Consider the following 26,562-nt stretch of genomic DNA (forward strand, 5'->3'; position numbering starts at 1 on the left):
TTAAAATGCCATGAATACTTTTAAAATATTTCGTTCTTTTTCTTTTCTAATCTTCTTATTGATTGGTTTTTCTTCGAATGCACAAAAAAATGCAATTGTTGCACATAGAGGCGCGTGGAAAAAAAATAATCTTCCAGAAAATTCAATTGCTTCTTTGCGACATGCAATTGATTTGAAATTGCCAGGATCAGAATTTGATGTTTGGAGAACTGCCGATGATTCGCTTGTAATTAATCATGATGCTCATTTTAATAAAATGCTAATTGAGCAAACTAATTATGAAGATTTGATAAAGTTTAAATTATCAAATGGAGAAAAGCTCCCAACGCTGTATGAATACATTTCAGCAGGAAAAAGAAAAAACAAACGTACGCTTTTGGTTTGCGAAATAAAGCCTTCAGAAATTAGTAAAGAGCGAGGAAAGGAAACGGCCATAAAAGCAGTTGAAACCATCAAGAAATTAAAAGCAGATAAAATTGCCTGCTACATAAGTTTTGATTACGACATCCTAAAACAAATTAGAGCAATAGATGTTAAAACTTCGCTGCAATACTTAGAAGGGAATAAATCGCCAAAAGAAGTGAAAGCCGATAATATTAACGGTGTTGATTACCATTATTCGGTTTTTCAAAAACATCCTGAATGGATAGACGAAGCCAAAGAAAACAAAATTATTTTGAATGCTTGGACTGTAAATGATGCAAAAGATATGGATTGGATTATCGCGCATAAATTCAATTATATCACTACAAATGAACCAGAACTTTTGAAGGAAAGATTAAACGCAAAAAAATAATCTTAAAACCTCTTAAACCAAATCAAATCATGAAAAGAGTATATAAAGAAATGAGATTGCCCATCTTATTGTTTTTCCTTGTTTGCAATAATGCCATTTTGGCTCAAAATGCACTTGGCAAAACAGAATGGTTTGACCCAAATAAACCAGCCACGACGTATTGTAATCCAATTAATATTGGATATAATTTTACAACCCACAATCATAATGGAATTCCTGAATCTCGCCGTTCTAGCGCCGATCCTGTGATTATAACTTACAAAGGTGAATATTATTTATTTGCAACCAATCAGGCTGGTTTTTTCTGGAGTAAAGACATGTCGAATTGGAATTTTGTTTATGGAAGCTTCCAAAGACAGCCAGGCGATGACGATCAATGCGCTCCTGCGGCTTGGGTAGTGAATGATACATTGTTTTATGTAGGTTCAACTTGGAAAAGAGATCATCCAATTTGGAAAACAGCCGACCCAAAATCGGGTCGTTGGACGCGTCACGTCGATAAAGCAATGTTGCCAACTTGGGATCCAGCGATCTTTCAAGATGACGACAAAAAAGTTTACATGTACTACGGCTCAAGTGGAAAATTGCCTCTTGTTGGGGTAGAGGTAGATTACAATACTTGGCTTCCAAAAGGTAATCAAGCGGATTATGCTACATTATACAAAGCTACAGAAGTAGAAGATATTCAAAAGCCATACGGACAAATCAAAGAAGTTGCAATTCTAGATCCTTCAGCTCATGGATGGGAACGCTTTGGTCCAAACAATGATATGGAACCTGCACCTTGGGGGAATTTTATTGAAGGTGCTTGGATGACCAAACATAACGGGAAATATTATATGCAATATGGAGCGCCTGCAACCGAATTTAAAGGCTATGCAAATGGTGTTCATGTTGGTAATAACCCGTTAGGGCCATTTACGTATCAAAAGCATAATCCAATGTCTTATAAACCAGGCGGATTCGTAATTGGTGCAGGACACGGAAATACTTTTGCAGACAATTACGGAAATTATTGGAATACGGGAACCTGCAAAATCTCTATTAAAGATCGTTTTGAGCGTCGTATTGATATGTTTCCAGCTGGATTCGATAAAGATGATGTAATGTATTCTATTACTGCTTACGGAGATTTTCCAATTGTACTTCCTACAAGCCAGCGTGATCAGACAAAAGGAGCATCATCAGGTTGGATGTTGCTTTCGTATAAAAAGCCTGTGACGGTTTCATCTTCTGAAGAATGTATGGAAGTAGAAACGCACAGAATGGACAATGGCGGTAAAAAAGTATATGAGAAATTTTGTTACGGACCTGAAAATTTAACAGATGAAAATATCCAAACCTATTGGTCGGCAAAAACAAGCAATCCAGGCGAATGGCTTCAAATGGATTTAGGACGAAAAATGGAAATCAACGCTTTGCAAATAAATTACGCAGACCACAAAGCTACTCAGTACAACAAAGCAATGGATATTTATTATCAATATAAAATATTCATGTCTGATGATGCTCAAAACTGGACTTTGGTTGTAGATAAATCTAAAAATGACAAAGATGTCCCTCATGATTATGTTGAGCTTTCAAAATCGATAAAAGCACGTTATATTAAAATGGAAAACATTCACAATGCATCAGGCTTGTTTGCCATTTCTGATTTGAGAGTTTTTGGAAATGGTTTGGCAGAAAAACCAAAAGCAGTTTCTTCTTTTAAAGTGGATAGAAACAAAGCTGATTCGCGCAATGCGATGATTTCTTGGAAAAAACAAAGTGATGCCGTTGGATATAATATTTATTACGGAATTGCTCCCGATAAATTATACAATAGTATTATGGTTTACGGTGATAACACCTACGATTTTAGAGGCCTGGATAAAGGCACAAAATACTATTTTACGATTGAGCCTTTTAACGAAAACGGAATCGGTACAAAAAACAAACTTATCGAAGTGAAATAATTTTCATTAAAGATTACTAAAACTCCAATCGCAATTTTGTAATTGGAGTTTTTTTGTGAAAACACTCCAAAAAAATCTGACAGTTCTAAAAGAATTTTGTTCCTTTGTGAAACAACCCAAAAATGCTATAAAAACCATGAAAAAAACGATTCTGTTAGCTGCGTTAGTTTTAAACGGATTGACATCTTTTGCGCAGTCGAACGATGAAAAAAACATTAAATTATTTTACAAAAAAGCTCTAACCGAAGCTAAATGCTATTCTTGGTTAGAATATCTATCAAATGATATTGGAAGCCGTTTATCTGGATCAAAAGGCGCTGCAGAAGCCGTAGAATACACTAAACGTCAATTGGAAAGTTTAGGGCTTGATAAAGTTTATTTACAAGAAGTTATGGTTCCTCACTGGGTTCGCGGTGAAAAAGAGACTGCTTTTATATTAGATGGAAAAGTAAAAACGGCTGTACCAATTTGTGCATTGGGAGGTTCTGTTGCAACTCCAAAAGCAGGAATTACAGCTGAGGTAATCGAAGTACAAAGCCTTGACGAATTAAAAGGGCTTGGTGATAAAGTAAAAGGCAAAATTGTATTTTTTAACAGACCAATGAATCCTGAAAATATTGGAACTTTTGATTCTTATTCAGGGGCAGGAGATCAAAGAAGAAGTGGCGCAAAAGAAGCAGCTAAACTTGGTGCGGTGGGATCAATAGTACGTTCTTTAAACTTGCGTTTAGATGATTTTCCTCATGCAGGAGCTCAAAGTTATGGCGATTTGCCAAAAGAACAATATATTCCGGCGGCGGCAATTAGTACAAATGGAGCTGAACTGTTGAGTAAGACTTTGAAAGTAAATCCTGGTATAAAATTCTTCTTTAAACAATCTTGCGAGACTTTGCCAGATGCATTGTCATATAACGTTATTGGAGAATTAAAAGGAACTGTTACTCCAGAAAATATTATGGTAGTTGGAGGACATTTAGATTCTTGGGATTTAGCAGATGGTTCTCATGATGATGGAGCAGGAGTAGTACAAAGTATGGAAGTGGTTCGAATTCTTAAAAATTTAAACTATAAGCCTAAAAACACCATTCGTGTTGTATTGTTTATGAACGAAGAAAATGGAGGAAAAGGTGGCGCTAAATATGAAGAAGTCTCTAAACAAAAGAACGAGAATCATATTTTTGCTTTAGAAAGCGATTCAGGTGGATTTACTCCAAGAGGATTTTCAATAGAAGCTGATGATGCTAACTTTAAAAAGCTTCAAGAATATAAAAGCCTTTTTGAGCCATATTTAATTCATAATTTCACAAAAGGACATGCAGGATCAGATATTGATCATTTAACTTCAAAAACTATTGTGAAAGCTGGTTTACAGCCAGACTCACAACGTTATTTTGACTATCACCACGCAGCAAACGATAAGTTTGATGCAATCAACAAAAGAGAATTAGAACTTGGTGCAGCAACAATGACGTCATTAATTTATTTGATAGATCAAAACGGAATTGTTCTTCCTGCATCAAATTAATTTTTGAATGTATATAAACAAAAAAGCTATGAGATTTTCTCATAGCTTTTTTGTTTTAATTGCTCGCAAAAGTTTAATATGTATCGATAACGGTTTTTAATAAATCAGAATCGGCTAGATCAGAAGGTGCAACTACTTTTTCTTCAAGGGGAATTTCATTTCCATATCTGTCTTGTACTATTTTTCGAACTCTCGGATCTTCTAAATTAAATTCTTTCAATTTACGAAGTTTGGATAATTCGATTCCCGCTCCGTTTTTATAAATTTTCCAAATTAATTCAGAACAATAGATTCGGGTATCTGTCCATTCAAAATAGGCATCATATTCTTTTCCATTAAATTGCTGACTGTAATCCTTCATTTTTTGTAAAGCCGACGAGGTTAAAACTGTCTCTGCATTTTTTAATCTTTTTATAAGATATTTGCCGTCTTTTCCATGTGAAATCCAATCTTGTAAAGGCGTAAGTTTTACTGGTTGTACAGCTTCAAAAACAAATAAGTTACCGTTTATTTTATAAATAATCCCACAGTGTGAAAATTTAGAATTTGTTGCAATTCGGACCGCTTCACATTGTTTTGATTCTGAAGTCTGGAAAATAATATCAGCATCCTTAATTTTCTCAAAATTTTCATTTTTAAACTTTTCTCCTGAAAAAGGATTGTTTGGAAAAACTTTCATCGAAACAAACAAGGCACAGCAAAAGCTGAGTATAAAAGTAATTATGAGAAAGAGATATTTTGGCTTTTTCATATCTTGAATTTTAAATTAGAAATATGATTTATTCTCGTTTTATAAAAAAAAACAGAATCTCAAATAAATGAAATTCTGTTTTTAATATTGTAAAGAATTCTGTTAGATTCTGAAAATCCCACCAACAGCAAGAATACGTTGAAAATAAGTAAAATGCTGAGATGCTCTGTCTTCACTGCTTAAAGTAGTTCTGATATCTTTCATGTCGATATAGCCACCTTTCAATTCTCCTTGAACATAGAAGTGTTTGAAAAAAGTAATGTTTAGACCTGCTTTTGCAGAAATGCCATAACCAGAAACATGAAAATCATCGTGACGTTCTTTGCCTAAAAGTGTTGTATTGGTCTTAGGATATAAAAGTCCTGCTCCAAGACCTTCCGTTAAGTTGATTTGCACTTTATCAATATTAGGCAATCCAAACCATTTAGAAATATCATCAAATCTTGCAACTTCAGTATGAACATAATTCAAACCATCTGTATGTTCGTACATTAAGAAAGCAGGGCCGTTTGGTGGCATAATACCGTTCTCGTAACCGCCTTCCTGAGCACCACCTTGAGACATGTCTACAGGAGTGTTGTTGTAAATTCCATTGTAAATTGAACCAGGGTCGTTTGCAGGTAAATTAATGTTTCCAGTAACATTTGCAATTTGATTCTGCGTCATTACATATTTCATGTGGTCAACACCTATTGCAACGCTGTAATGATCGCTAAAAAAATAACCAAACCTCAAATTTGTTTGCGGAATAGTCATATTTACCGGATTAACATAATCAATATGCCATCCTTTTGGTTTGTCATGAGCTGCCATATTATCCACCGTAAAGTTGTAATCCTTACCTCTGAAATTCACATCAGAATCAGAATAACTTTCTCTGTTTCCTCCCCACATCACAAAGAATTTGCCTTTGTTGTGCGCAGCATATTTTTGTACAGGTATTTCTTCCTGAGCAAATGTGTTTAAAGAAACACAAGCCAGTAAGAAAAATAAAATTTTTGTTTTCAAAGAACTTAAGTATTATAAATTAAAAGGCATTTACAGTTTTTCTTATGGCTACTAATTTGTTCATTAAACCTTCAAAATAGTCTAAATGAAGCATATTTGCGCCATCGCTTTTTGCGTTTGCAGGATCAAAATGTGTTTCGATAAAAATACCATCAACACCTACAGCGATACCAGCTTTAGCGACCGTTTCGATCATGTCAGGTCTTCCGCCTGTAACACCAGCAGTCTGGTTTGGTTGTTGTAAAGAATGCGTTACGTCCAATACCGTAGAAGCATATTGTTGCATAGTAGGAATTCCTCTGAAGTCAACAATCATGTCTTGGTAGCCAAACATAGTACCGCGGTCAGTAACCATAACATTTTCATTATTACAGTCTAAAACTTTTTGAACAGCATGTTTCATGCTCTCCGGACTCATAAATTGTCCTTTTTTCAAGTTAACCGTCTTTCCTGTATTGGCTGCAGCGACAACAAGATCAGTTTGACGTACTAAGAAAGCTGGAATTTGCAAAACATCAACGTATTGCGCTGCTTTCTCAGCATCTTCATTTGTATGAATGTCAGTTACAGTTGGAACGTGAAAAGTTTCCGAAACTTTTCTTAAGATTTTTAAAGCTTTTTCATCGCCAATTCCAGAAAAACTGTCAATTCTAGAACGGTTTGCTTTTTTAAAAGATCCTTTAAACACATAAGGAATCTGAAGATTGTCGGTAATACCAACTAATTTTTCAGCAATTCTCAGCGCCATTTCTTCACCTTCGATAGCACAAGGCCCCGCTAATAAAAAGAAATTCCCGCTGTCAGTATGCTTAATTTGTGGAATATGTTGTAAGTTCATAAAATTATTTTTTTGCACTGCAAAGGTAGTTATGATTTATGAGTTTCAGATGAAGATTTAAGATTATTTTATGAACCCGATAGCTATCGGAGCTGCTATCAGTTTCAATATTTTTCTCGGCAACTTTTTTTTCCAAATTTTGTTCAGGAGCTTCCTCCGGTCGCTCTGCTTAGCCAGAAAAAAGTAAGTTTTAGAGAAAAATGATTTCCACTTCTATCAGGGCTAGATTTAGTAGGATTATGAGAAATTAAGTTAATTTTCCTTGCTTTTTTCGCACTGATTATAAAACCTCCAAAAGTAAACTTGACCAGCAAAAAATAAAATATTGACAAGTGTAATGCTGTAAACAATTATATGCATTCTTCCGACAGTTTTTTCAGGATCTAAAATATTCAAATTTAAAAGCTCATAAAAACTAATTTTAGAGATTATAATTGCGGGAATTGTCAGCAGAAAATGAATTATGAATCTTTTGAAACTTAAATTATTCAAGTTTTTAGAGAGTTTCCAATAATAGAATACTGAAAAACTCAGAATCATAAATTTCAATAAATCTCCCATCATTTCTCCTGGATAGATATTGGTATTCCAGCCAGGAACCAATGAGGAAAAGAAATCTGAAGATAGATGAATTAGGATATAATATGGAAATATTATCAATGATAAAAGCAAGAATACTATAAAAGCTAATTTTGTCTTAATCATAGATTTATTCCAAATCAGGTTTAATTATTGATGATTGATTCAATTAGTTTTTTACTTTTTAAATCAATTATTTTTTCAAAAGTCAAATTGTTTAAATAAAATTCATTTTCGCTTCTAAAAACTTCGTATTTGTTTTCATTGACGAATTCATATAAATCCACAGTGTCTTTTTCTTTTGTAATAACATGGATTCTTTTCCAATCTTTTGAAATTAGACCAAAGTTTTGAGTTTGTTTGTTAACGATGATATCTCCGTTTTTAGATTCAAAATAGACTTCTTGAAGACTTCCATAATGATCCTCAATTTCCATTACATACAAGCTAGAGCAAATCAAGCCTAAAAAGATAAATAACAGAATTGCAATGCAAATAATTATCCTTTTCAATTTGAGAGCATATTAATTCTGCTTCAAACTCAATCCCATCGGAACCATTAAAATTCCTTTTTCGTAAATATTTAAATAAAGTGTAATTGGTTTTTTTTGTCCTTCCCAAGTCAATTCATAAACATTTAAAAATCCTGCTCCCATGTCGCTTCGTTTTGTTGGAAAAGGACAACAAGTTTCCATGCGTTTATAAGTGATTTTTTCGCCTTTTGGACCAGCCAAAGCATTCAGAAAACGCGTTTCATTTAGCGCTTCATCTTTGGTGTTTCGATAGAATATATTAACTGGATAATCAGGGTCGTAACCGTATTTTTTGTCTTTTGCAAAAAGTGTAATGGCAAACGTATTGTCTTTTTTCAAAATTAAATCGGGAGCATTGTCATCAACATTTTTTAAAGTCGATTTTGTACTCATGCAGGAAACTGCAGAAAATAATAAAATTAAAAAAAAGAATATTCTTTTCATGGTTTGAGAGTTTTGGTCATACAAATGTATAGGCTTTTTATTCACAAAAAATGGTTTTAATTTTTTTTTCTGTGAAAATCAAAATCAAGTTAATTATGAATCAACTTTTTTCGGATTAACTTTTAATATACCAACTACAATCAGATATTGTGCCACAAGATAGGTCAGCATTATAAAAAAAGAACTTTTCTCAAATGGAGCATAAAATTTATTAATTGCCAAAATGCTGTCTGAAATTACAAAAGCAATTGCACCAAAAAAAACATACAAGTTCCCCGGTTTTTGCCACACCAAATATCCGTTAAAAGCAAATAAAAGCATAATCGAAATTACACTTGCATAAACTATTACAGGAATTTGCAAATCGCCCAAAGTAGGCAGTAAAACAGATAACATTCCAATTAAATATAAGGCAATCAATACGCTTCCAATTCCAAAAATGATAAAATTTCTTTTCTTTTTGATTTTTGGTTGTTTGTTGAATAAAACACAATAAACGATATGTGAAATTAGGAAAGAAACTAATCCGAGAATGAAATAAATTTCGCCCAAATCTGCAAAAAGTAGAATAACGTCACCAATCCATGAAAATAATAAAGCAAGCAATAACATGTTTTTTGTTGGAAATGATCTATAAAAATAAACGCCAAAACTTAATAGCGGAATTAAAATAGGTTTTAAAAACAAATCAAAACTTTCATATCCTAAGATCAAAATAAGCAGATAGACAAAGCAAAAAGCAATGAAAATTTTAAAATATGTGGCGTTTCTCATAAAGGGTTTAATGAATTTATGGTTTGGTTTTGATTGTTTTTGAAATCGACAGTTACAAAATAAATTGTGGTTAAAAATGATATTCCTAAGTAAATCAAAATGATGTAATTAGAAAACGAAAAAATTGTATTTAAGCCAAACCAGTCTCCGTTGTAAGTTATGATTCCAATTGCAGCGCTAAATCGGAATCCTTCCCACAAAATGGCATATTTGCTTTTATCCATTAACTCACTGTAGCTATATATTGTTATAAAAATGAAAAATCCGTAGATAAAAATGTTTGGCAGACCGATTTTGGCAATATTATCAAACAAATAACTGACAAACAAAAGTGTTATTAGCACTTGAGCAACGGACCAATAAATTAGTTTTTGTGAGTTTTGTGTACCATATTTTTCAAAATCAAATACATTCTCAATTTTGTTTACCGGATATTTCTCTTCAAAATTTTTGGGTCTCCAACCAGTTGGCTTAAACCAAATAGTGAATTTGTCATTCCAGTTTTCAGCACGCCAAGCATCTTTAATAAGGAGTGTTAAATGCTGAAAATTAATTTTTATTGGATTCCAAGTATTTGCTGGTCTCGTGATGCCAAAAACGGGTGGAACATCATCTAATTCGGCTTGAAAAGTACCAAATAATTTGTCCCAAAAAATAAAAATCTGTGAGTGGTTTTTATCTAAATATTCAGGATTTATGGCATGATGCACTCGGTGATGTGAAGGCGTTACAATAATATGTTCCAAAACGCCCATTTTGTTGATATGTTTGGTATGGTACCAAAATTGTAAAAACAAATGAAGCGGCAACGTAATTGCAATGACTGAAGCTGGAACTCCCAAAAGTGCTGCGGGAATCAATAAAAATGTAAAAAGGTTCACTAAACTAGCAATAGGCTGACGCAATGCACACGCAAGATTAAATTCTTCGCTGGAGTGATGAATAGCATGTTTGTTCCAAAGAAAATTGATTTGATGCGCCAATCGGTGGCTCCAATAACCGTAAAAATCAATAACAAAAAAAGCTATAAAATAGGAGAGTACGCTTGGTTCCATGTGTTGTAAAGCAATTTTAGAAACAAGCCATTCATAGGAAATAAAAGTAATGCTCAAGCCCAATACATCTTTTACCGAATTAGTGATTCCGGAACTGATGCTCGATACGCTGTCGATTAAAGGTGCCGTGTCGTTTTTTTTATAAATGCCATAAATTTTTTCAAAAATGATTAAAGCCAAAAAAACGGGCATCGCAATGATTAGTATTTTTCCGTATTCTTCCATAAAAAAAGCATTCTATTTTATCCAAATATAGAATAAAATAGAATGCTTTTTAAATTATTTGCAATTAAACAATCTCTGCGCTCAATCCAGCTTCTAAAAGTTGTGTACATTGTGGTTTTAACTTGTCAAGCGGACCCGTTTTTACAGTGCATTTTCCGTTGTAATGTACAATTAAAGAACATTGTTCTGCTTGTTCCGCCGTGTGGCTGCATACACGCATCAAAGTATCAATTACGTGGTCAAAAGTGTTTACATCGTCATTATAAACAATAATTTCATTATTAAAAACCGTTGCTTCTTTCTCGCGAACTCTTTCTCTTACTTTTTCTTTAGTACTCATCTTGTTTCGTTTTTGTACTTTGTAATTAACTGTAACTAATTTACGTATTTTAATGAAACCCAGTTGTTTCTTTGAAATTTTTTAACATATGTAAGCCCTTTTTCAACACAAGACGCATCAATAAACGGAATGTCTTCTTCATAAAAACCGCTGAATAAAATAATTCCTTTTGGGTTCAAAGAATCAACATAAGCTTGCATATCGTTCAACAAAATATTTCTGTTGATATTAGCAATAATCAAATCGTATTTTTTTCCTGCCAATAAAGCCGCATCGCCTTCATAAACGCTGATGTGCTTGCAGTTATTGCGTTCTGCATTTTCAATAGAGTTCAAATAACACCAGTTGTCAATGTCAATGGCATCGATTGGTTCAGCGCCTTTCATTTCAGCTAAAATAGCCAAAATAGCAGTTCCGCAACCCATATCAAGAGTTTTTAAACCTTTTACATCCATTTCTAATAAATGCTGAATCATCATGTGAGTTGTCTCGTGATGACCTGTTCCAAAACTCATTTTAGGCTCAATTACGATATCAAATTCTGCGTCAGTTTTTGGATGAAATGGAGCACGAACGTGGCATTTTCCGTCAACATCTATTGGTTCAAAGTTCTTTTCCCATTCTTCGTTCCAGTTTACCTGATCGATTTCTTCAACTGTATATTCAATTTTAAACTCTTCAGATTGTAAAATGTAAATATCATCCAGAATATTCTCATCCCATAAATCTTTCTTTACAAAAGCCGAAATTCCGTTTTCAGTTTCTGTGAAACTTTCAAACGCTTTTTCGCCCAATTCCGCAACTAAAATTTCAGAACCCAATTCTTTTGGTTCGATTGTAAAATGATATCCTAAATAGATGTTCGACATAAATAAAAATTTTTGCAAAGGTAAGAATACAAAGTAAAAGTTGTCTATAAATTTATCAGAACATTGATAATTTAAGAATAATTTAAAACAAAAAAGTGTTCGCCGTGGCGAACACTTTTTTTTATAATGTAAGATTTCAAAATCTAAAATCTAAAATCTAAAATCTAAAATTAGATAGCTGTTACAATTGCCAAGAAATCATCAGCTTTTAAAGCGGCACCTCCAATTAGACCACCATCTACGTCTGGTTTAGAGAAGATTTCTTTTGCGTTTTCTGGCTTAACAGAACCACCGTATAAAATAGAAACTTCGTCAGCGATTTCAGCTCCAAAAGCTTTGCGGATAGTTTCTCTGATGAATTCGTGCATTTCCTGAGCTTGTTCTGGTGAAGCAGTTTCTCCTGTTCCGATAGCCCAAACTGGTTCGTAAGCCAAAACAATTTTAGACCAAGATTCTTTTGCAATGTGGAAAACACCGTCACGTAATTGATTTTCAACAATATTGAAGTGATTTCCAGATTGACGATCTTTTAATTCTTCTCCAAAACAGAAAATTACTGTCATATCATGTTTCAAAGCTGTATCAACTTTGTTTGCGATTAATGCATCAGTTTCGTGGAAAATAGCTCTGCGCTCAGAGTGACCTAAAATTACTGTATTAACGCCAATGCTTGTCAACATATCTGCAGAAATTTCTCCTGTAAAAGCACCGCCTTCAGCTTGGTGAACATTTTGAGCAGAAACTCCAATTGGTGTGTTTTTTAATTTTGAAGCAGCCGCTTGTAAGTTTACAAAAGTTGGAGCTACAATTACTTGTGCATTAGTTTTTGCTGGAATTTTAGCAATTAATTCATTCAATAATTCTTCAGTCTGTGCAGCATTTTTATGCATTTTCCAGTTTCCTGCAACAATCGATTTTCTCATTTTGGTAGTTTTTATTATTCTTTTAATTTTTTGTTTTTTTTAATTTAAAATGCCTTGTTATCTTTTAAACCTTTTAATGTTTCGTCGATTTTAACAAAATCTGTTTCAATGGCACGATAAAGCGCAATTTTTCCTGTTTTGTCAACAATGATGTAACGCGGAATCCAATCTAAGTCGATAGCTTTTCCAAAAAGACCTTTCATACCATCATTCATCATATAATGATCGCCTTTTAATTCATGTTTTTCAATTCCAGCCTTCCATTTATCTGCCGTTTTATCTGCTGAAATAAATAAGTAAGACACATCTGGGTTATTGGCTTGTAATTCTTTTAATTTTGGCATTGCTTTTACACAATCACCACACCATGAAGCCCAAACTTCAATAACTAAAGTTTTTCCTTTGTATTTTTTTAGAATGTTTTTGAAAGCAACTTGGCTTCCGTCTGAAGCTAATAATTTTTCAGATAAAGCCTCTTTTGAAAATTCTTTTTTCTGAGCTTGAGAGCAAGAGAATGTTATAAACGCAATAACGACTAGGGCTAATTGTTTCATATTATATTTTAATTGTTTTAATTAAGTACTGAATTCACAAAGTTAAACAAACAAATGGAATGCCAAATGGAGATTAACAAAATTTGAACAGTCGTTTATTTTGTAACAAAACATGGAATTTCGGTTAGAAAAAGGGGAGTGAAATCGTAATAGTTGGGTTAAAATTCCTGAGTTTTTTTGATTGCATTTTTCAAAAGATGAAAAACGGATTGATTTTTTTGTTTTGAAAGAAATTTTAAAGAAGAAAAAACGTCGTGACGGAATCAAAAAAGTCTTCGGTATTAATTTTTTTTCGAAGACTTTCTATCTGTTTTTTATTCAAAGATCAATTCAAATCATAATTTTCATTTGCCCATTTTTTGCAAGGAAAAAGCCATCTGATTTTTCATAAATTGTTAAAATATTTCAACGTCGCATTGACCATTTTTACTATTTAAAAAAATCAAAAACAAAAAAAAACGCCAATAATCAAAAAGAATATTGGCGTCGTTTTTATTAAAGTTGCTTTTAAATACCATACGCAACATCAGATAATTTCAAATCATCGACGTCGTTGTAATGTACTTTTTGAACAATTGTTCCTTTGTGCAAGACTACAATGCTCGGATTTGCTCTTTCAACCGTTTTTAAAGCTGTTGCGTCGCAGAAATAAAAATCAACATTCAAACCATATTGCTTTTTAGCTTTTGCAATTTCGTCAGGTCCAGAAGCGGTCATCCCAATTACTTTATAACCTTTTGCTTTTGCGTCTTGATTTACTTTTTCTAATTTTTTCATTCCTTCAGGATTCGATAAAGCCAAGTCATAAGTTACAAAAATCACTAATTTAGGGTCCTGCAAAAATTCTGCTTTGTAGTCAGAATCATCTTTTGTCATCGTGAAATCGTGAATTGGCGGAACATATCCTTCTGTAATTACTTTGTCTTTTCTGTCAACAAAAGTGGCGCCTTCAGGAATGTTCATTAAATCTTTCTCAGTAAATTCTTTATCTACTCCGTTTACTTTGTAAATGAAAATCATCTCAACCACAGATTTTGGAGCGCCTTCTGGAATTTCCATTCCTTTTTCAATATTGGTTCCAACTTTATACGGGCGGAAATCTTTAATCGGATTGTGATTTAAAACCCAAACTGCCATAAATACACAAAGAATAATGCTGATTAATACGACGATATTAGTAAGCATTTTTGAAAATAATGGTTTTACTAATTTTTTGTTGATGAATAAAATCAAGATAAAGAAAAGTAAAACAATATCTTTGGTAAATGATTGCCAAGGCGTTAAATGCAAAGCGTCTCCAAAACAACCGCAATCTTTTACTACATCAAAATAAGCAGAATAGAAGGTAAGGAAGGTAAAGAAAACGATTAATAATAATAAAGCCCAAATCGTCAATTTTGATTTATAACCCACCAAAAGCATTACGCCCAAAACTACTTCTAAAATCACCAAAAAGATTGCTAATCCTAAAGCCAAAGGCTCTAAAAATGGCATGTTGAAAACTGGTTCACTGAAATATTCAGCTAGTTTATAAGAGAATCCAACTGGGTCATTTAATTTGATTAATCCAGAAATGATAAATAATACACCGACAAATAATCGGGAAAATTGGGTAATGATGTTTTTCATGATAATTTATTTGGGATTTTTTTTGCCACGACCCGAGCGATAGCGAACTGGCGGAGCAATTTCACAAATTTTCACAAATCAATTCGTGGAGATTAGTGAAATTCGTGGCTAAATATTTATTTGATAGGATTAAGAATCAGAGCAAAAACAGAATAATTAATCATATCCTGATAATTAGCATCAATTCCTTCAGAAACTAAAGTTTTTCCTTTGTTGTCTTCAATTTGCTTAACGCGAAGGAGTTTTTGCAGAATCAAATCAGTTAAAGAACTCACGCGCATATCACGCCAAGCTTCTCCGTAATCGTGGTTTTTGGCTTCCATTAAATCTTTTGTCAATTTAACTTTAGCATCATATAATTCAGTTGCTTTTTCAACGTCAAGATCCGGCTGATCAACTACGCCTAATTCTAACTGAATCAAAGCCATGATAGAATAATTAATGATTCCGATAAATTCTCCTTTTTCATCTTCATCCACTTTGCGGACTTCATTTTCCTGTAAACTTCGGATTCGTTGCGCCTTGATGAAAATTTGATCGGTCAATGACGGAAGTCTTAAAATTCTCCATGCACTGCCGTAATCTTTCATTTTATTGATGTACAATGTTCGGCAAATCGCGATAACATTATCAAATTCTTGGGAAGTATTCTTCATTTATATGCTGTATATTTGCTTAAATTTTTTCAAAAATAAGGATAATTTTTTAAGAGTTTCAAGTTTCAGGTTTTCTTTGTTCCAAGTTTTTTCTAAACAAAGTGTTAACAGGGATAAACTTGAAATTGAAAATAATGTTTCAAGTTTCAGGTTTCACGTTTGCTTCGTCAGTTCGGCTTTCAGCCTCGGGTTAAGTTCCAGAACTTGTGCAATCTGCATCAACTTGAAACTTGAAACTTGAAACCTGAAATAAAATAAACAATGACTATTAACTGTAAAGGCGAACTTATCGATTTCTCGATTCCTAAAGTTCTGGGAATCCTGAATGTTACGCCAAATTCTTTCTTTGACGGAGGAAAATATAAAAACGAAGACGAGATTATTTCGCAAGTCGATAAAATGATTTCTGAAGGAGCAACGTTTATCGATATTGGTGCCTATTCCAGCAAGCCAAGTGCAGAATTTGTTTCGGAACAAGAAGAAATCGACCGAATTGTTCCAGCCATAGAATTGATTTTAAAGCATTTTCCAAACGCATTATTATCCATCGACACTTTTAGGGCCGAAGTTGCAAAAGCAAGTATTGAAAGTGGCGCAGCAATTATAAACGATATCGCAGCGGGCGAACTTGACGATAAAATGTTTGAGGTTATTGCAAAATATAATGTTCCTTATATTATGATGCACATGCGCGGAAATCCTCAAACAATGCAGAGTTTGACGCAATATGACGATATTGTTAAAGAAATGCTTTTTTATTTCTCTGAAAAAGTAAAAAAAGCAAGAAGTTTAGGAATCAACGATTTGATTTTAGATCCGGGTTTCGGTTTCGCTAAAACAACCGATCAAAATTATGAAGTGATGCAAAAGATGGAACTTTTTAATTTGTTGGAATTACCAGTTTTAGTCGGGATTTCAAGAAAATCCATGATTTATAAAACGCTTAATATAACGCCACAAGAAGCTTTAAACGGAACAACGTTTTTGAATACAATTGCGTTGACTAAAGGCGCTAAAATTTTACGTGTCCATGATGTGAAAGAGGCGGTGGAATGTGTTGCTTTATACAACAAATTGTATATTTAATCTCCTCGTTCCTCGGAATTGACAAACTGTTTGCTGAAAATAAAAAATATGAAATACATCTCTTTAATTATGGCTTTCCTTCTTTTCTCCTGTGGAAAAAAAGAAGACGTTTTACTCCCAAAATCAAACATTACAATTGTAAAAGATGTACAAGATCATTCGCCAATTTACATCTTTTTTAAAGTTAAAGGAAATGACACCATTGCTGATGTAAATAGAAAAAACAGCATCATCTCCACCAATTGGATTTTCAATATTGACAAACGTTTACCTTTAAAATTGATAATTCCGGAAGTAATTAAATTACAGGAGAAAAAACGAGGCGACAGCGCGCATAAAAACGAAAATGCCCAAAATTATTATTCCTACGCAGATTCAATTGGAAAGAATTTAGCTTTTTTGCCTTTCACGAAAGTGTATTATAAAATGGAGAAACCTAAATTTGGAGTAGTAGTTTATTTCAAAAAAGATAATTCAGTTTTAGTAAACGGCATTTCAGTTGGGAAATCGGAATTACAACATTATTTTGATAATATGGTTAGTGACAAACCAAATAAGTATATGTTTTCTTTTGACAAAAACATTACTTACGACGCTTATATAAAAAACAAAATTTTTATTAGCACTTTAAAGTTTCCTGTTCCAGAGATGAATCTCACAAACGAAGAATTTATTTTTTAGATTTACGATTAAACAATTAAACAAATTAACGATTAAACTTTATTGATGATGATAAGGTTCATTTCGTAAAATCGTAAATCCGCGATACAATTGTTCGATAAAAAACAAGCGAACCATTTGATGTGAAAACGTCATCAGCGAAAGTGAAACTTTGCCTTGAGCTTTTTTGTAAACCGTTTCAGAAAATCCGTAAGGTCCGCCAATTACGAAAACTAATGTTTTTACTCCAGAATTCATTTTCTTTTGCAATTCTTCAGAAAAACCAACGCTGGAAAAGTTTTTTCCGTTTTCATCCAATAAAATTAACTGATCGGTTGCGGAAAGCTTTGACAAAATCAATTCGCCTTCTTTTTCTTTTTGCTGACTTTCAGATAAGTTTTTTACGTTTTTGATATCAGGAATAATCTCTAAATCAAATTTGATGTAAAACGACAAACGTTTGGTGTAATCGTCAATCAAAGTTTGAAGCGATTTGTTGTCTGTTTTTCCTATTGCAATAAGTTTGATGTTCATTTGTAAAGTTTTTTTGCCACGAATTTCACAAATTTTCACAAATTTATCTGTGTTAATCAGTTTAATCCGCATAATCTGTGGTCCAATTTAAGCTCTATTTTTTATTCTCATAAACCGTTTCAAAATGTTCTACAATTGGAAACGGTTCGTAATAATGATGCAAAATCTTTTTCCATTCCAAATACGCTTCTGAAGTTCTGAAACCAATGGTGTGATCTTCAAGCGTATTCCAATCGACCAATAAAAGATATTTGTTTTCGACTTCAAGACATTTTTCTAAACGATGACCTAAATAACCATCGATTGATGAAATGTATTGGCTTGCTTTTGCAAAATCAGCTTCAAATGTTGATGCTAACTCAGGTTTTATAAAAAGATATACGGCTTCTAGTATCATAATAAAAATATTTTTTTCACGCAGATTTTACAGATTTAAGCAGATTTATTTTTAATGTTTTAGCATAAAAATCTGTGTTTATCTGCTTAAATCTGTTTAAAATCTGCGTGCAATTTTCGCAAAGATTAGTTTTTAGAAAACTTCGCTTCAAAAATTTTAAATCGATTATCTAAATTTTTAATCAATTGTTTTTTAACCGAATCATCTTGAATGAAACTATAATTAATGCTATTGTAAACGTATTTTTTTATAGTTGCATACGAAACATCCTGATATCTTTTAGCCAATAAAACATATTGTTCGGTCATATTGCTTCTTAGAATTCCTGCATCATCTGTGCTGATTACAATTGGCACATTAAATTCTTTGTAAAGTGTAAACGGATGTCTGTTTTCTTTTACTTTTAAAATGAATTCATTACTGGTTAAATTGATTTCAATCGGAATATTGTTTTTCGACATATATTTCAACAAATCGTATGAATTTACTTCGTATGCAATATCAACTCCGTGACCAATTCTGTTAGCGCCAGCTATATAAATCGCGTCGTTAATGTGCCAAGTTAAATCTTCGGGCTGAACCAAACCTAAAGTCAATTCGCCCGCGTGAAGTGTATATTTTACATTCGGAAATTTATCGTGGCAGTATTTAAACATAACCATGTGAAGCCAGTAATCTTTCATGGAAGTTTGTCCGTGCTCCGGAGAAACGATATTTACACCCGCGGTCAATTTACTTTCGCTTGACGAAATAAAAGCAATTACCAGATTTTTGAATAAATCGACCGGCTCCATAAAACGAAGTACAAAGTTCTGATAACGCATTGTGAATTTTTCGTCGTCAATTTTTAAGTCTTTATGAAGTTTTGTTAAGAAATTGGTATTAAAATCTTCGGCGTATTTTTTAGCCTCTTTTTTCTGGAGCGATTTGTATAACTCGTCTAAAAGTTTTAAAACTGCTTTTTCATCTTTTTGTGCAGAAGCCTGACGTAATTTTGAATTAAAATCCGATAAATCAGAAACATTCATATCACACGGAATTGTCGATAATTGTGTTTCAATATAACTTACATTTTCGGCAATGGCACGCTTTTTTAATTCAAGCATTCCTTCTGCAAAATGACCTGCGATAGTTGGCTCGAATTTCATAAAAGAGTCAAAAAATTGATCATCAGAAGGAACGGAACCATTATAATCTTTAATCGACCAGGTTTGCATAATTTGCTGTTCGTAATAATCTAATTTTCCTTTTTCTTTAAGAGAGGAGAAGCTTTCCCAATTTCCTTTTTCTGGTTTTGTTTTCGAAACTGCTAAGTTTTCTAAATTCAAATAAAAATTCTCAGAAATGGCTCTTTCTAAAAGTGGTTCTGCATAAATTGATCCTGAAAAATGGTGGTGTAAATCGCCTCCTTTTGGCATTTGTTGAAAAAAAGCGGTTAAGAGAGCTTCATTATTTCTGATTTTTTCTAAATAACTTTCAGCAGTTTGAGAAAAGCCGATTTGTGCTATAAAAATACAGAAAAGCGTAATTATCCTTGTCATACATTAAGTTTAAATTACGCGCAAATATACGAGTTTTCGGAGAAATTTGAAAATTTTGTTTTTAAGGGACAAAGGCTCAAAGGTTCAAAGGGACAAAGTTTTTAAAGAAATGATTAAATAAAAAAAAGACGCACTGTTGTGCGTCTCTATACTAAAACCTCTGAACCTTTGTTACTTTGAACCTTTGTAACTCAAGAAAAAAGTACATCACGAATTTCTTCAACTTTATCAAAAACGCTTTTAGCAAAAGGACAAAGCGGAATAATTTTTAAGTTGTTTGCCCTTGCATATTCTACTGAAGCCATAACTAGTTTTTTTCCAACACCTTTTCCGTTGAATTCTGGGCTTACTTCAGTGTGATCGATAATGAATTTTGAATCTCCTGCCCAAGTGTAAGTCATTTTTCCAGCTTGTTTTCCGTCTTCAATTGCTTCAAAATAGCCTCTTCTTGTATCGTTTATTTGTTGAATTTCCATGTTTTTAAATTAATGTGGTTTTGATTTCAATTGAATGTGTCAATGTTTTGTGAATTGGACAGCTGTTTGCAATCGTTTCTAATCTTTGTCTTTGTGTTTCGTCAACTTCACCGATTACTTCAATTCTTCTGGTGAATGAGGTACAATTTCGCTCTGAATCTCTTTCAAAATCAATTTTGATATTGATTTCTTCAACATTCCATTGCTTGCGATTAATGTACATTCTTAAAGTAATTAATGTGCAAGATGCTAATGATGAAGCCAAAAGTTCAGTAGGATTTAAACCTAAATTTTTTCCTCCAAGTTCTTGTGGTTCATCTGAAATTAAGATATTGCCACTTGCAGAAGTAATTTCTGTGCGATACAAACGCGTATCTATTTTTGCAGATATTGTATCCATAATTATTTGATTCTTGGTTCAGGTAAAGGAACAAATTCGGTTTCTCCTGGGACTTTGGGGAAAGTCTGTTCTGTCCAGTCTTTTTTTGCTTTTTCGATTAATTCTTTATCCGAAGAAACGAAGTTCCAAAAGATAAAATGTTCTTCAGGAAACGGCTGTCCGCCAAAGATATAAACGGTTGAATTTTCAGAAATTTCGAACTCACAAAGAGAAGCTTCAGTTGTAATTAAAATTTGTCTCGGATCATAAACATGTTCACCGTTTTTAATGCTTCCCTCTAAAATATATAAACCGCTTTCGCCAAATAAATGACTTCCAATATTGATTTTTTTGGCTTCTGTACTTTTGATTTCTATAAAATACAACGGACTATAAACAGGAACTGGCGATTTTTTTCCGAAAGCTTCTCCGGCGATTAATTTATAAGAAATACCGTCTTCTTCCCAAGCCGGAATATCATCTGCTTCAACATGAGTGAAATTCGGATCCATTTGCTCCAATTCTTTTGGAAGCGCCACCCAAATTTGTAATCCGTGAAGCATTTTGTCTAAATGTCTTAAATATTCTGGAGTTCTTTCAGAATGTACAATTCCTTTTCCGGCTGTCATCCAGTTTACTGCTCCGGGTTTTATTTCTAATTCTGTTCCTAAACTATCGCGGTGCATAATACTTCCTTCAAACAAAAAAGTTAGTGTTGAAAGTCCGATATGCGGATGCGGAGGAACATCCATATTTTCATGATCACTTAAATGTGCAGGTCCCATATGATCGATAAATACAAATGGCCCAACAGCTCTTTTTTCACGGAAAGGTAATAATCGACCTACCATAAAGTTGCCAATATTGGCTGAGCGTTCTTCGATAATTAAACTGATATTTGACATGTGGTATTTTGATTTGATTTGAAAACAAAATTACAGTTGTGATAGAAATCTGTAACTTAATTTAGATTAAGAAAAGTTGTTTTTGGATTTTTGAATTATAAAAATAAGAAAAAACGTTGGTTCAGTTTTTAGGATATGATTAAATTTAAGTTTAAAAGTCCCATCGGGACGAAATATTTATAGAAAATAAAAATATCACATCCAATAGAGCCCCAGCGGGGCGAAATAAATGTCGCTCCGCTGGAGCTTTTTTTGACCTTAATATGGTTTTTCTATAAATATTTTGCTCCGCTGGAGCACTAAAACGGGAATAATTTACATTTAATCAATCAATTCAAATTCCAAAATTTCACTTTCCGTTCCATTAATAATAATCGACAATTGATGAACTCCAATATGAAAAACTCTAGTCGTAATTAACTTAAAAGACTGATTTCGTTCAACTTTAGTCAATTGATTTGGATGATACACTTTCTCACTGATTTTAAAGACTTTTTTAGCCAAATGTCCTTTTGCTTTTTTATAATGAACAGCATATTCTAAACGAATCGTTTTTGCTTCTTCATTTTTATTATTTAAATGAAATTGAAACTGCAAATAATCACCAATTTTTACGATTGGTGTTTTAATTTCAAAAGAAGAAAGTTCAATATTGGTACTTTCTAAACCATAATGACTTAAAATTTCAGGATGGCCTTGTTTTAATAAAGTTCTACATCCGTGTTTTATAATTCCGTCCGTTTCTTTGCCGTGGCCTTTCCATTTCGAGGCAATTTCAAGAACAATCTGCGGATTATCTTTTGCAATATCATTTAAACTATTGGCAACGCTTCGGCGAACATATTCTGAAGGATCGTTTTTTAGATTCTCTAAAATTGGAAGAATAGAAGTTGGGTCTTTTTTAAGAAACGGAATCGCCATTGCCCACGGTAATCTCGGGCGGGAACCTTCGCTGGCTAAACGACGAGCATGATGATTTTCGTGTAAAGACCATTTTACCATTTCATCAATCATTTGTTCTTTATACTTTAAAATAAAAGGACGAACGGCAAATTCACAGCTTATAAACTGTGTGATGGAAACAAAGGCTTTCGCCGAAGTTTTAAAATCGTCTAAACCGTATATTTCGATATAATCAGCAAAAAAGATGAAAGCCAAATTACTTTCTGCAAAATTGTTTTTCTTTAAATTTTCAATGATTTTATCAATTAAAGAAACTGCTTCAGGGAAATTTTGAGGCATAAATTGATGAAATACAACAGTTGTATGTTTCATTCTTTCTTTCCATTCTTTTTGTGCAAAATCGCCTTCGTAGATTGCTTCAATAAATTTTTGTTTATTGAATGTTGGATGTACTTCGGCGACAGCCTGACCAAATTTTTCGTAAAAAGAAACCGAATAAATATCTTTAATTAATCCCATGATTTTGTTTGAATGAACCTCAAAGATATTTAATTGAACGTTTATTATGGGAGTAAGTTTTGTTAAGAATTGTAACTTTTTTTTCTGAATATTTTAATAGTTAAAAAAGAAAATTTTAATGTTTTGAAAAATTTTTCATGTTAAGTAAACTTTCAAATCCATAAAATATATCCTAATTTAGCATATTATTAAAAACAGAAAAATGATAAGCGAAGCGCAATTTCAGGCAGAATTACAACTTTTGATAAGCAATGCCATAAGAGAAGATGTTGGCCCGGGCGATTACAGTTCGTTGGCTTGTATTCCGGATACGGCTCACGGTCAGGCGAAATTATTGGTAAAAGATCAGGGAATTATTGCGGGTGTTGCTTTGGCGAAAATGATTTTTGAATTTGTTGACCCAAAATTAAAAGTAAAGACTTTTATCGAAGACGGAACGCATGTAGAATATGGCGATGTCGTTTTTGAAGTTTCGGGAAGTTCTCAGTCGATTTTAAAATCCGAAAGAGTGGTTTTGAATACCATGCAACGTATGTCGGCTATTGCGACAAAAACAAATCATTTGATGCAACTTTTAGATGGCACTGGAGCGAAAATTTTAGACACACGCAAAACAACTCCAAATTTTAGAGTGGCCGAAAAATGGGCAGTAAAAATTGGCGGAGGCGAAAATCATCGTTATGCTTTGTATGATATGATTATGCTGAAAGACAATCATATTGATTTTGCTGGCGGAATTACGCTTGCAATCAAAAAAACCAAAGAGTTTTTAAAAGCCAATAATTTAGATTTGAAGATTATTGTTGAAGCTAGAAATCTTGATGAAATTCGTGAAATTTTGTTAAGCGACGGCGTTCACAGAATTTTGATTGATAACTTTAATTATGAAGATACCAAAAAGGCTGTGGATTTAATTGGTAAAAAATGCCAGACAGAATCTTCAGGAAATATCAACGAAAAAACAATTCGCGGGTACGGTCTTTGCGGTGTAAATTATATCTCGTCTGGAGCTTTGACGCATTCTGTTTATAATATGGATTTGAGCTTAAAAGCTTTTTAAGTTATGAGTTATTAGTTATAAGTTATGAGTTAGGTATCAGTTAAAAGGAAAGCCCGATGAAAGAAATTGATAAAATAGCATTGATAAAAATTGAAAATAATCAAATTTTAAGCACAAAATCGAAAGGTAAAACCAAATATTATATTCCAGGAGGTAAAAGAGAAAATAATGAAACTGACCATCAAACTTTAAGCAGAGAAATTCAAGAAGAGCTAAGTGTTGAAATAATAAATGAAACTATTGAATATGTGGGAACGTTTATAGCCCAATCAGACGGCGCTGTTGAAGGAATTAATGTAAAAATGACGTGTTACAAAGCTAATTACATTGGAGAGCTAAAAGAGAACAATGAAATAGAAGAAATTAGATGGTTAAATTATAATGATTTAGATATAATATCAGAAGTCGATAAAATTATATTTAAACATCTCAAAGAAAGCGGATTATTAATCTAAAATCTGAACTCTAAAATCTAAAATCAAATAAATATGTCGCAAGAGATAGAAGCTCGGATTGAGAAACTGCCTGTGGTGCGCTCTTTAGCCCGACTTTTAAAGAAAATAAAATTGCCTTGGCTTGAGGGTTTTTCGCTGTATGATTTGATCGAAATGTACGTCATCGGAATTATTGACGGTGCATTTTCTTATCATGCGAGTGCGGTTTCTTTTAGTTTTTTTATGGCTTTATTTCCGTTTGCTTTATTTATTTTAAACTTAATTCCGTTTATCCCGATTGATAATTTTCAGGATGATTTTCTTCAGTTTGTGCAACAAAGTGTTCCTCCAAATACTTTTGATGCCATCAGTAAAATTATCAGCGATATTTTAAACAATAGTCACTCGGGATTATTGTCAACCGGTTTTTTTCTTTCGATTTTCTTGATGGCGAACGGTATTAACGGAATCCTGAGCGGTTTTGAATCGTCTAAACATGTTTTTGATAAACGTGGGTTTTTGCATCAATATTTGGTTGCGCTGGCTATTTCGCTTGTAATGACCATAATTTTGTTCGTAACAGTGGCAACAATTGTAGTTTTTGAGGTATTTATTCAAAAAACAATCATTCAAGATGTGCTTAGTGATCGAATTCCGTTGATTATTTTGGGCCGATATTTGTTTGTTGTTTTAATGATTTTGATAACATCTTCAATATTATTGCGTTATGGTACTAAACAGTACAATAAAGTGCCTTTTATAAGTATTGGATCTGTTTTTACAACGGTCTTAATTGTTATATCTTCGTTCTTTTTTGGGATTTGGGTTATAAAATTCTCAAAATATAACGAACTTTATGGTTCAATTGGGACATTATTAATTCTAATGTTCTACATTTGGATAAACTGTATGATTCTGCTTTTAGGGTTCGAATTGAACGCTACAATCAGAAAATTAAAACAAAAAAAAAATAAATAAGTATGAAAAATTTGATGCTAACTATCGGAGTGTTCTTCTTTGCGCTGACCATGCAAAGTCAAAGTGTAATTGGAAAATGGAAAACAATTGACGACGAAACCGGAGAAGCAAAATCAATCGTAGAGGTTTACGAAAAAGGAGGGAAAATTTACGGAAAGGTTGTTGAGATACTTCGTGAAAATCATAAAAAAGATGTTTGTTCCAAATGCGATGGTGCTGAAAAAAACAAACCAATTATAGGAATGGTGATTATCAACGGTCTTAAAAAAGACGGTTCAGAATATAATGACGGAACTATTTTAGATCCTACAAATGGTAAAAAATACAAATGTTATATCACTTTAGAATCTGCTGATAAATTAAAACTTCGCGGGTATGTTGGGATTTCTTTAATGGGAAGAACACAATACTGGACACGAGTGAAATAACTAATTCAAAAAATACATGCGAAAATTAGCTTCGATAATTTTATTCTTAGTTTTAACTGCAAATAGCTTTGGACAATCTAAGAATTCGCCATTACAAATAAGTCATCTTACGGGTGACTTTTATGTTTATAAAACGTTTCATGATTATAAAGGAACGTTGATTTCTGCCAATGCCATGTATCTGGTTACAGATAAAGGAGTTGTTCTGTTTGATGCTCCATGGGATCAAACACAATTTCAGCCTTTATTAGATTCAATAAAAGCAAAACATAATAAAGAAGTCGTAATGCTTTTTGCTACACACTCACATGAAGACCGTGCGGGAGGATTCGACTTTTACAGAAAAAAAGGAATTAAAACCTATTCTATTAAATTGACAGATGAGATTCTGAAAAAGAAAAATGAACCGAGAGCCGAATTTATAATTCCGAATGACAAGACTTTTGAAGTCGGACAGTATTCTTTTGAAGTTTATTATCCAGGAAAAGGTCATGCGCCAGATAATATTGTGGTCTGGTTTGATAAAGAAAAAGTACTTTATGGAGCTTGTTTTATAAAAAGTGCCGATGCTCAGGATCTTGGTTATTTAGGTGATGCTGATGTGAAAGAATGGAAGAAATCAATTGCAAAAGTGAAGTCAAAGTTTAAAAATCCAAAGTATATTATTCCAGGTCATGAAGATTGGAAAAATATTGAATCTTTAAATCATACTTTGAAATTGGTTGATGAATATTTAGCTCAAAAATCTTTCGAGAAAAAGTAAATTTTATAAATCTCGGTGGTGTATAATTAAAGCCTAAAAATAGTT

31 protein-coding genes are annotated in these 26,562 nt (G+C 32.9%); 10 read left to right on the forward strand and 21 right to left on the reverse strand.

Annotated features, from left to right (window positions below):
* Window positions 1-10: 10 nt before the first annotated feature.
* From H600_RS0114065 to H600_RS0114075, 3 genes are all read left to right on the forward strand, one after another.
* Complete coding sequence (locus H600_RS0114065) at window positions 11-796, forward strand: glycerophosphodiester phosphodiesterase family protein (protein WP_026729388.1); 786 nt, start codon at window positions 11-13, stop codon at window positions 794-796.
* Between the two features lie 29 nt (window positions 797-825).
* On the forward strand, window positions 826-2,751 hold the full coding sequence (locus H600_RS0114070) for a discoidin domain-containing protein (RefSeq protein WP_026729389.1): 1,926 nt from the start codon (window positions 826-828) through the stop codon (window positions 2,749-2,751).
* A gap of 136 nt (window positions 2,752-2,887) precedes the next feature.
* Window positions 2,888-4,276, forward strand: a complete 1,389-nt coding sequence (locus H600_RS0114075; protein ID WP_026729390.1) for a M20/M25/M40 family metallo-hydrolase — start codon at window positions 2,888-2,890, stop codon at window positions 4,274-4,276.
* Window positions 4,277-4,349: 73 nt separating this feature from the next.
* On the opposite strand, the gene H600_RS0114080 is transcribed toward H600_RS0114075, so the two are convergent.
* The 14 genes from H600_RS0114080 to H600_RS0114155 form a co-directional block, all read right to left on the reverse strand.
* Complete coding sequence (locus tag H600_RS0114080) at window positions 4,350-5,027, reverse strand: YiiX family permuted papain-like enzyme (RefSeq protein WP_026729391.1); 678 nt, start codon at window positions 5,025-5,027, stop codon at window positions 4,350-4,352.
* A 102-nt stretch (window positions 5,028-5,129) separates the two neighbouring features.
* Window positions 5,130-6,035 (reverse strand): hypothetical protein, encoded by a 906-nt coding sequence (locus H600_RS0114085; protein WP_026729392.1) that lies wholly within the window; start codon window positions 6,033-6,035, stop codon window positions 5,130-5,132.
* A 19-nt stretch (window positions 6,036-6,054) separates the two neighbouring features.
* Window positions 6,055-6,873 carry a 3-deoxy-8-phosphooctulonate synthase gene (gene kdsA, locus H600_RS0114090; protein ID WP_026729393.1) on the reverse strand — a complete coding sequence of 273 codons (819 nt, stop codon included), beginning with the start codon at window positions 6,871-6,873 and terminating at the stop codon, window positions 6,055-6,057.
* 252 nt (window positions 6,874-7,125) lie between these two features.
* On the reverse strand, window positions 7,126-7,578 hold the full coding sequence (locus tag H600_RS0114095) for a hypothetical protein (RefSeq protein WP_157509923.1): 453 nt from the start codon (window positions 7,576-7,578) through the stop codon (window positions 7,126-7,128).
* A gap of 20 nt (window positions 7,579-7,598) precedes the next feature.
* The gene (locus H600_RS0114100) at window positions 7,599-7,964 is read right to left on the reverse strand and encodes a hypothetical protein (protein ID WP_157509924.1); all 366 of its coding nucleotides are present in this window, start codon (window positions 7,962-7,964) and stop codon (window positions 7,599-7,601) included.
* Between the two features lie 12 nt (window positions 7,965-7,976).
* A complete protein-coding gene (locus tag H600_RS0114105; RefSeq protein WP_026729396.1) occupies window positions 7,977-8,429 on the reverse strand; it encodes a hypothetical protein in 453 nt (150 codons plus the stop codon).
* 93 nt (window positions 8,430-8,522) lie between these two features.
* A complete protein-coding gene (locus H600_RS0114110) occupies window positions 8,523-9,203 on the reverse strand; it encodes a lysoplasmalogenase (RefSeq protein WP_026729397.1) in 681 nt (226 codons plus the stop codon).
* Entirely contained in the window at window positions 9,200-10,483 is a 1,284-nt protein-coding gene (locus tag H600_RS0114115) for a sterol desaturase family protein (protein ID WP_026729398.1), read from the reverse strand. Before H600_RS0114115 ends, H600_RS0114110 begins: the two co-directional genes overlap by 4 nt.
* Before the next feature lie 64 nt (window positions 10,484-10,547).
* The gene (locus H600_RS0114120; RefSeq protein WP_026729399.1) at window positions 10,548-10,823 is read right to left on the reverse strand and encodes an ATP-dependent Clp protease adaptor ClpS; all 276 of its coding nucleotides are present in this window, start codon (window positions 10,821-10,823) and stop codon (window positions 10,548-10,550) included.
* A gap of 35 nt (window positions 10,824-10,858) precedes the next feature.
* A complete protein-coding gene (gene prmA / locus H600_RS0114125; RefSeq protein ID WP_026729400.1) occupies window positions 10,859-11,692 on the reverse strand; it encodes a 50S ribosomal protein L11 methyltransferase in 834 nt (277 codons plus the stop codon).
* Window positions 11,693-11,862: 170 nt separating this feature from the next.
* On the reverse strand, window positions 11,863-12,615 hold the full coding sequence (gene tpiA, locus H600_RS0114130) for a triose-phosphate isomerase (protein ID WP_026729401.1): 753 nt from the start codon (window positions 12,613-12,615) through the stop codon (window positions 11,863-11,865).
* Window positions 12,616-12,659: 44 nt separating this feature from the next.
* Window positions 12,660-13,169 carry a TlpA family protein disulfide reductase gene (locus tag H600_RS0114135; RefSeq protein WP_026729402.1) on the reverse strand — a complete coding sequence of 170 codons (510 nt, stop codon included), beginning with the start codon at window positions 13,167-13,169 and terminating at the stop codon, window positions 12,660-12,662.
* A gap of 507 nt (window positions 13,170-13,676) precedes the next feature.
* A complete protein-coding gene (locus H600_RS0114150) occupies window positions 13,677-14,798 on the reverse strand; it encodes a BT_3928 family protein (RefSeq protein ID WP_026729404.1) in 1,122 nt (373 codons plus the stop codon).
* A 116-nt stretch (window positions 14,799-14,914) separates the two neighbouring features.
* Complete coding sequence (locus tag H600_RS0114155) at window positions 14,915-15,454, reverse strand: DUF1599 domain-containing protein (protein ID WP_026729405.1); 540 nt, start codon at window positions 15,452-15,454, stop codon at window positions 14,915-14,917.
* A 261-nt stretch (window positions 15,455-15,715) separates the two neighbouring features.
* On the opposite strand from H600_RS0114155, the gene folP reads away from it, so the two are divergent.
* Complete coding sequence (gene folP, locus H600_RS0114160; protein WP_026729406.1) at window positions 15,716-16,540, forward strand: dihydropteroate synthase; 825 nt, start codon at window positions 15,716-15,718, stop codon at window positions 16,538-16,540.
* Window positions 16,541-16,588: 48 nt separating this feature from the next.
* Window positions 16,589-17,221, forward strand: a complete 633-nt coding sequence (locus tag H600_RS0114165; protein ID WP_026729407.1) for a hypothetical protein — start codon at window positions 16,589-16,591, stop codon at window positions 17,219-17,221.
* Window positions 17,222-17,260: 39 nt separating this feature from the next.
* On the opposite strand, the gene rlmH is transcribed toward H600_RS0114165, so the two are convergent.
* The 7 genes from rlmH to H600_RS0114200 form a co-directional block, all read right to left on the reverse strand.
* The gene (gene rlmH / locus H600_RS0114170) at window positions 17,261-17,734 is read right to left on the reverse strand and encodes a 23S rRNA (pseudouridine(1915)-N(3))-methyltransferase RlmH (protein WP_026729408.1); all 474 of its coding nucleotides are present in this window, start codon (window positions 17,732-17,734) and stop codon (window positions 17,261-17,263) included.
* 94 nt (window positions 17,735-17,828) lie between these two features.
* Window positions 17,829-18,131 (reverse strand): antibiotic biosynthesis monooxygenase family protein, encoded by a 303-nt coding sequence (locus H600_RS0114175; protein ID WP_026729409.1) that lies wholly within the window; start codon window positions 18,129-18,131, stop codon window positions 17,829-17,831.
* Between the two features lie 125 nt (window positions 18,132-18,256).
* On the reverse strand, window positions 18,257-19,672 hold the full coding sequence (locus H600_RS0114180; RefSeq protein ID WP_026729410.1) for an amidohydrolase family protein: 1,416 nt from the start codon (window positions 19,670-19,672) through the stop codon (window positions 18,257-18,259).
* Window positions 19,673-19,863: 191 nt separating this feature from the next.
* Window positions 19,864-20,148 carry a GNAT family N-acetyltransferase gene (locus H600_RS0114185; RefSeq protein WP_026729411.1) on the reverse strand — a complete coding sequence of 95 codons (285 nt, stop codon included), beginning with the start codon at window positions 20,146-20,148 and terminating at the stop codon, window positions 19,864-19,866.
* 4 nt (window positions 20,149-20,152) lie between these two features.
* Window positions 20,153-20,548, reverse strand: a complete 396-nt coding sequence (locus tag H600_RS0114190) for an OsmC family protein (protein ID WP_026729412.1) — start codon at window positions 20,546-20,548, stop codon at window positions 20,153-20,155.
* A gap of 2 nt (window positions 20,549-20,550) precedes the next feature.
* Window positions 20,551-21,432: a pirin family protein gene (locus H600_RS0114195; protein ID WP_026729413.1), complete on the reverse strand. Its 882-nt coding sequence runs from the start codon at window positions 21,430-21,432 to the stop codon at window positions 20,551-20,553.
* 321 nt (window positions 21,433-21,753) lie between these two features.
* The gene (locus tag H600_RS0114200; protein WP_026729414.1) at window positions 21,754-22,854 is read right to left on the reverse strand and encodes a DNA alkylation repair protein; all 1,101 of its coding nucleotides are present in this window, start codon (window positions 22,852-22,854) and stop codon (window positions 21,754-21,756) included.
* A gap of 202 nt (window positions 22,855-23,056) precedes the next feature.
* Between H600_RS0114200 and nadC the strand changes: the two genes are divergently transcribed.
* The 5 genes from nadC to bla-B1-FLAV are packed head-to-tail and all read left to right on the forward strand — an operon-like array spanning window position 23,057 to window position 26,517.
* A complete protein-coding gene (gene nadC, locus H600_RS0114205; RefSeq protein WP_026729415.1) occupies window positions 23,057-23,914 on the forward strand; it encodes a carboxylating nicotinate-nucleotide diphosphorylase in 858 nt (285 codons plus the stop codon).
* A 56-nt stretch (window positions 23,915-23,970) separates the two neighbouring features.
* Entirely contained in the window at window positions 23,971-24,369 is a 399-nt protein-coding gene (locus tag H600_RS0114210; RefSeq protein ID WP_026729416.1) for an NUDIX hydrolase, read from the forward strand.
* Between the two features lie 33 nt (window positions 24,370-24,402).
* The gene (locus tag H600_RS0114215; RefSeq protein WP_026729417.1) at window positions 24,403-25,326 is read left to right on the forward strand and encodes a YihY/virulence factor BrkB family protein; all 924 of its coding nucleotides are present in this window, start codon (window positions 24,403-24,405) and stop codon (window positions 25,324-25,326) included.
* A gap of 2 nt (window positions 25,327-25,328) precedes the next feature.
* Entirely contained in the window at window positions 25,329-25,754 is a 426-nt protein-coding gene (locus H600_RS0114220) for a DUF2147 domain-containing protein (RefSeq protein WP_026729418.1), read from the forward strand.
* A 16-nt stretch (window positions 25,755-25,770) separates the two neighbouring features.
* Window positions 25,771-26,517: a subclass B1 metallo-beta-lactamase gene (gene bla-B1-FLAV, locus H600_RS0114225; protein WP_026729419.1), complete on the forward strand. Its 747-nt coding sequence runs from the start codon at window positions 25,771-25,773 to the stop codon at window positions 26,515-26,517.
* The last annotated feature ends 45 nt before the right edge of the window (window positions 26,518-26,562 follow it).

The organism is Flavobacterium denitrificans DSM 15936 (assembly GCF_000425445.1).
In the GTDB taxonomy this organism is placed as follows: domain Bacteria; phylum Bacteroidota; class Bacteroidia; order Flavobacteriales; family Flavobacteriaceae; genus Flavobacterium; species Flavobacterium denitrificans.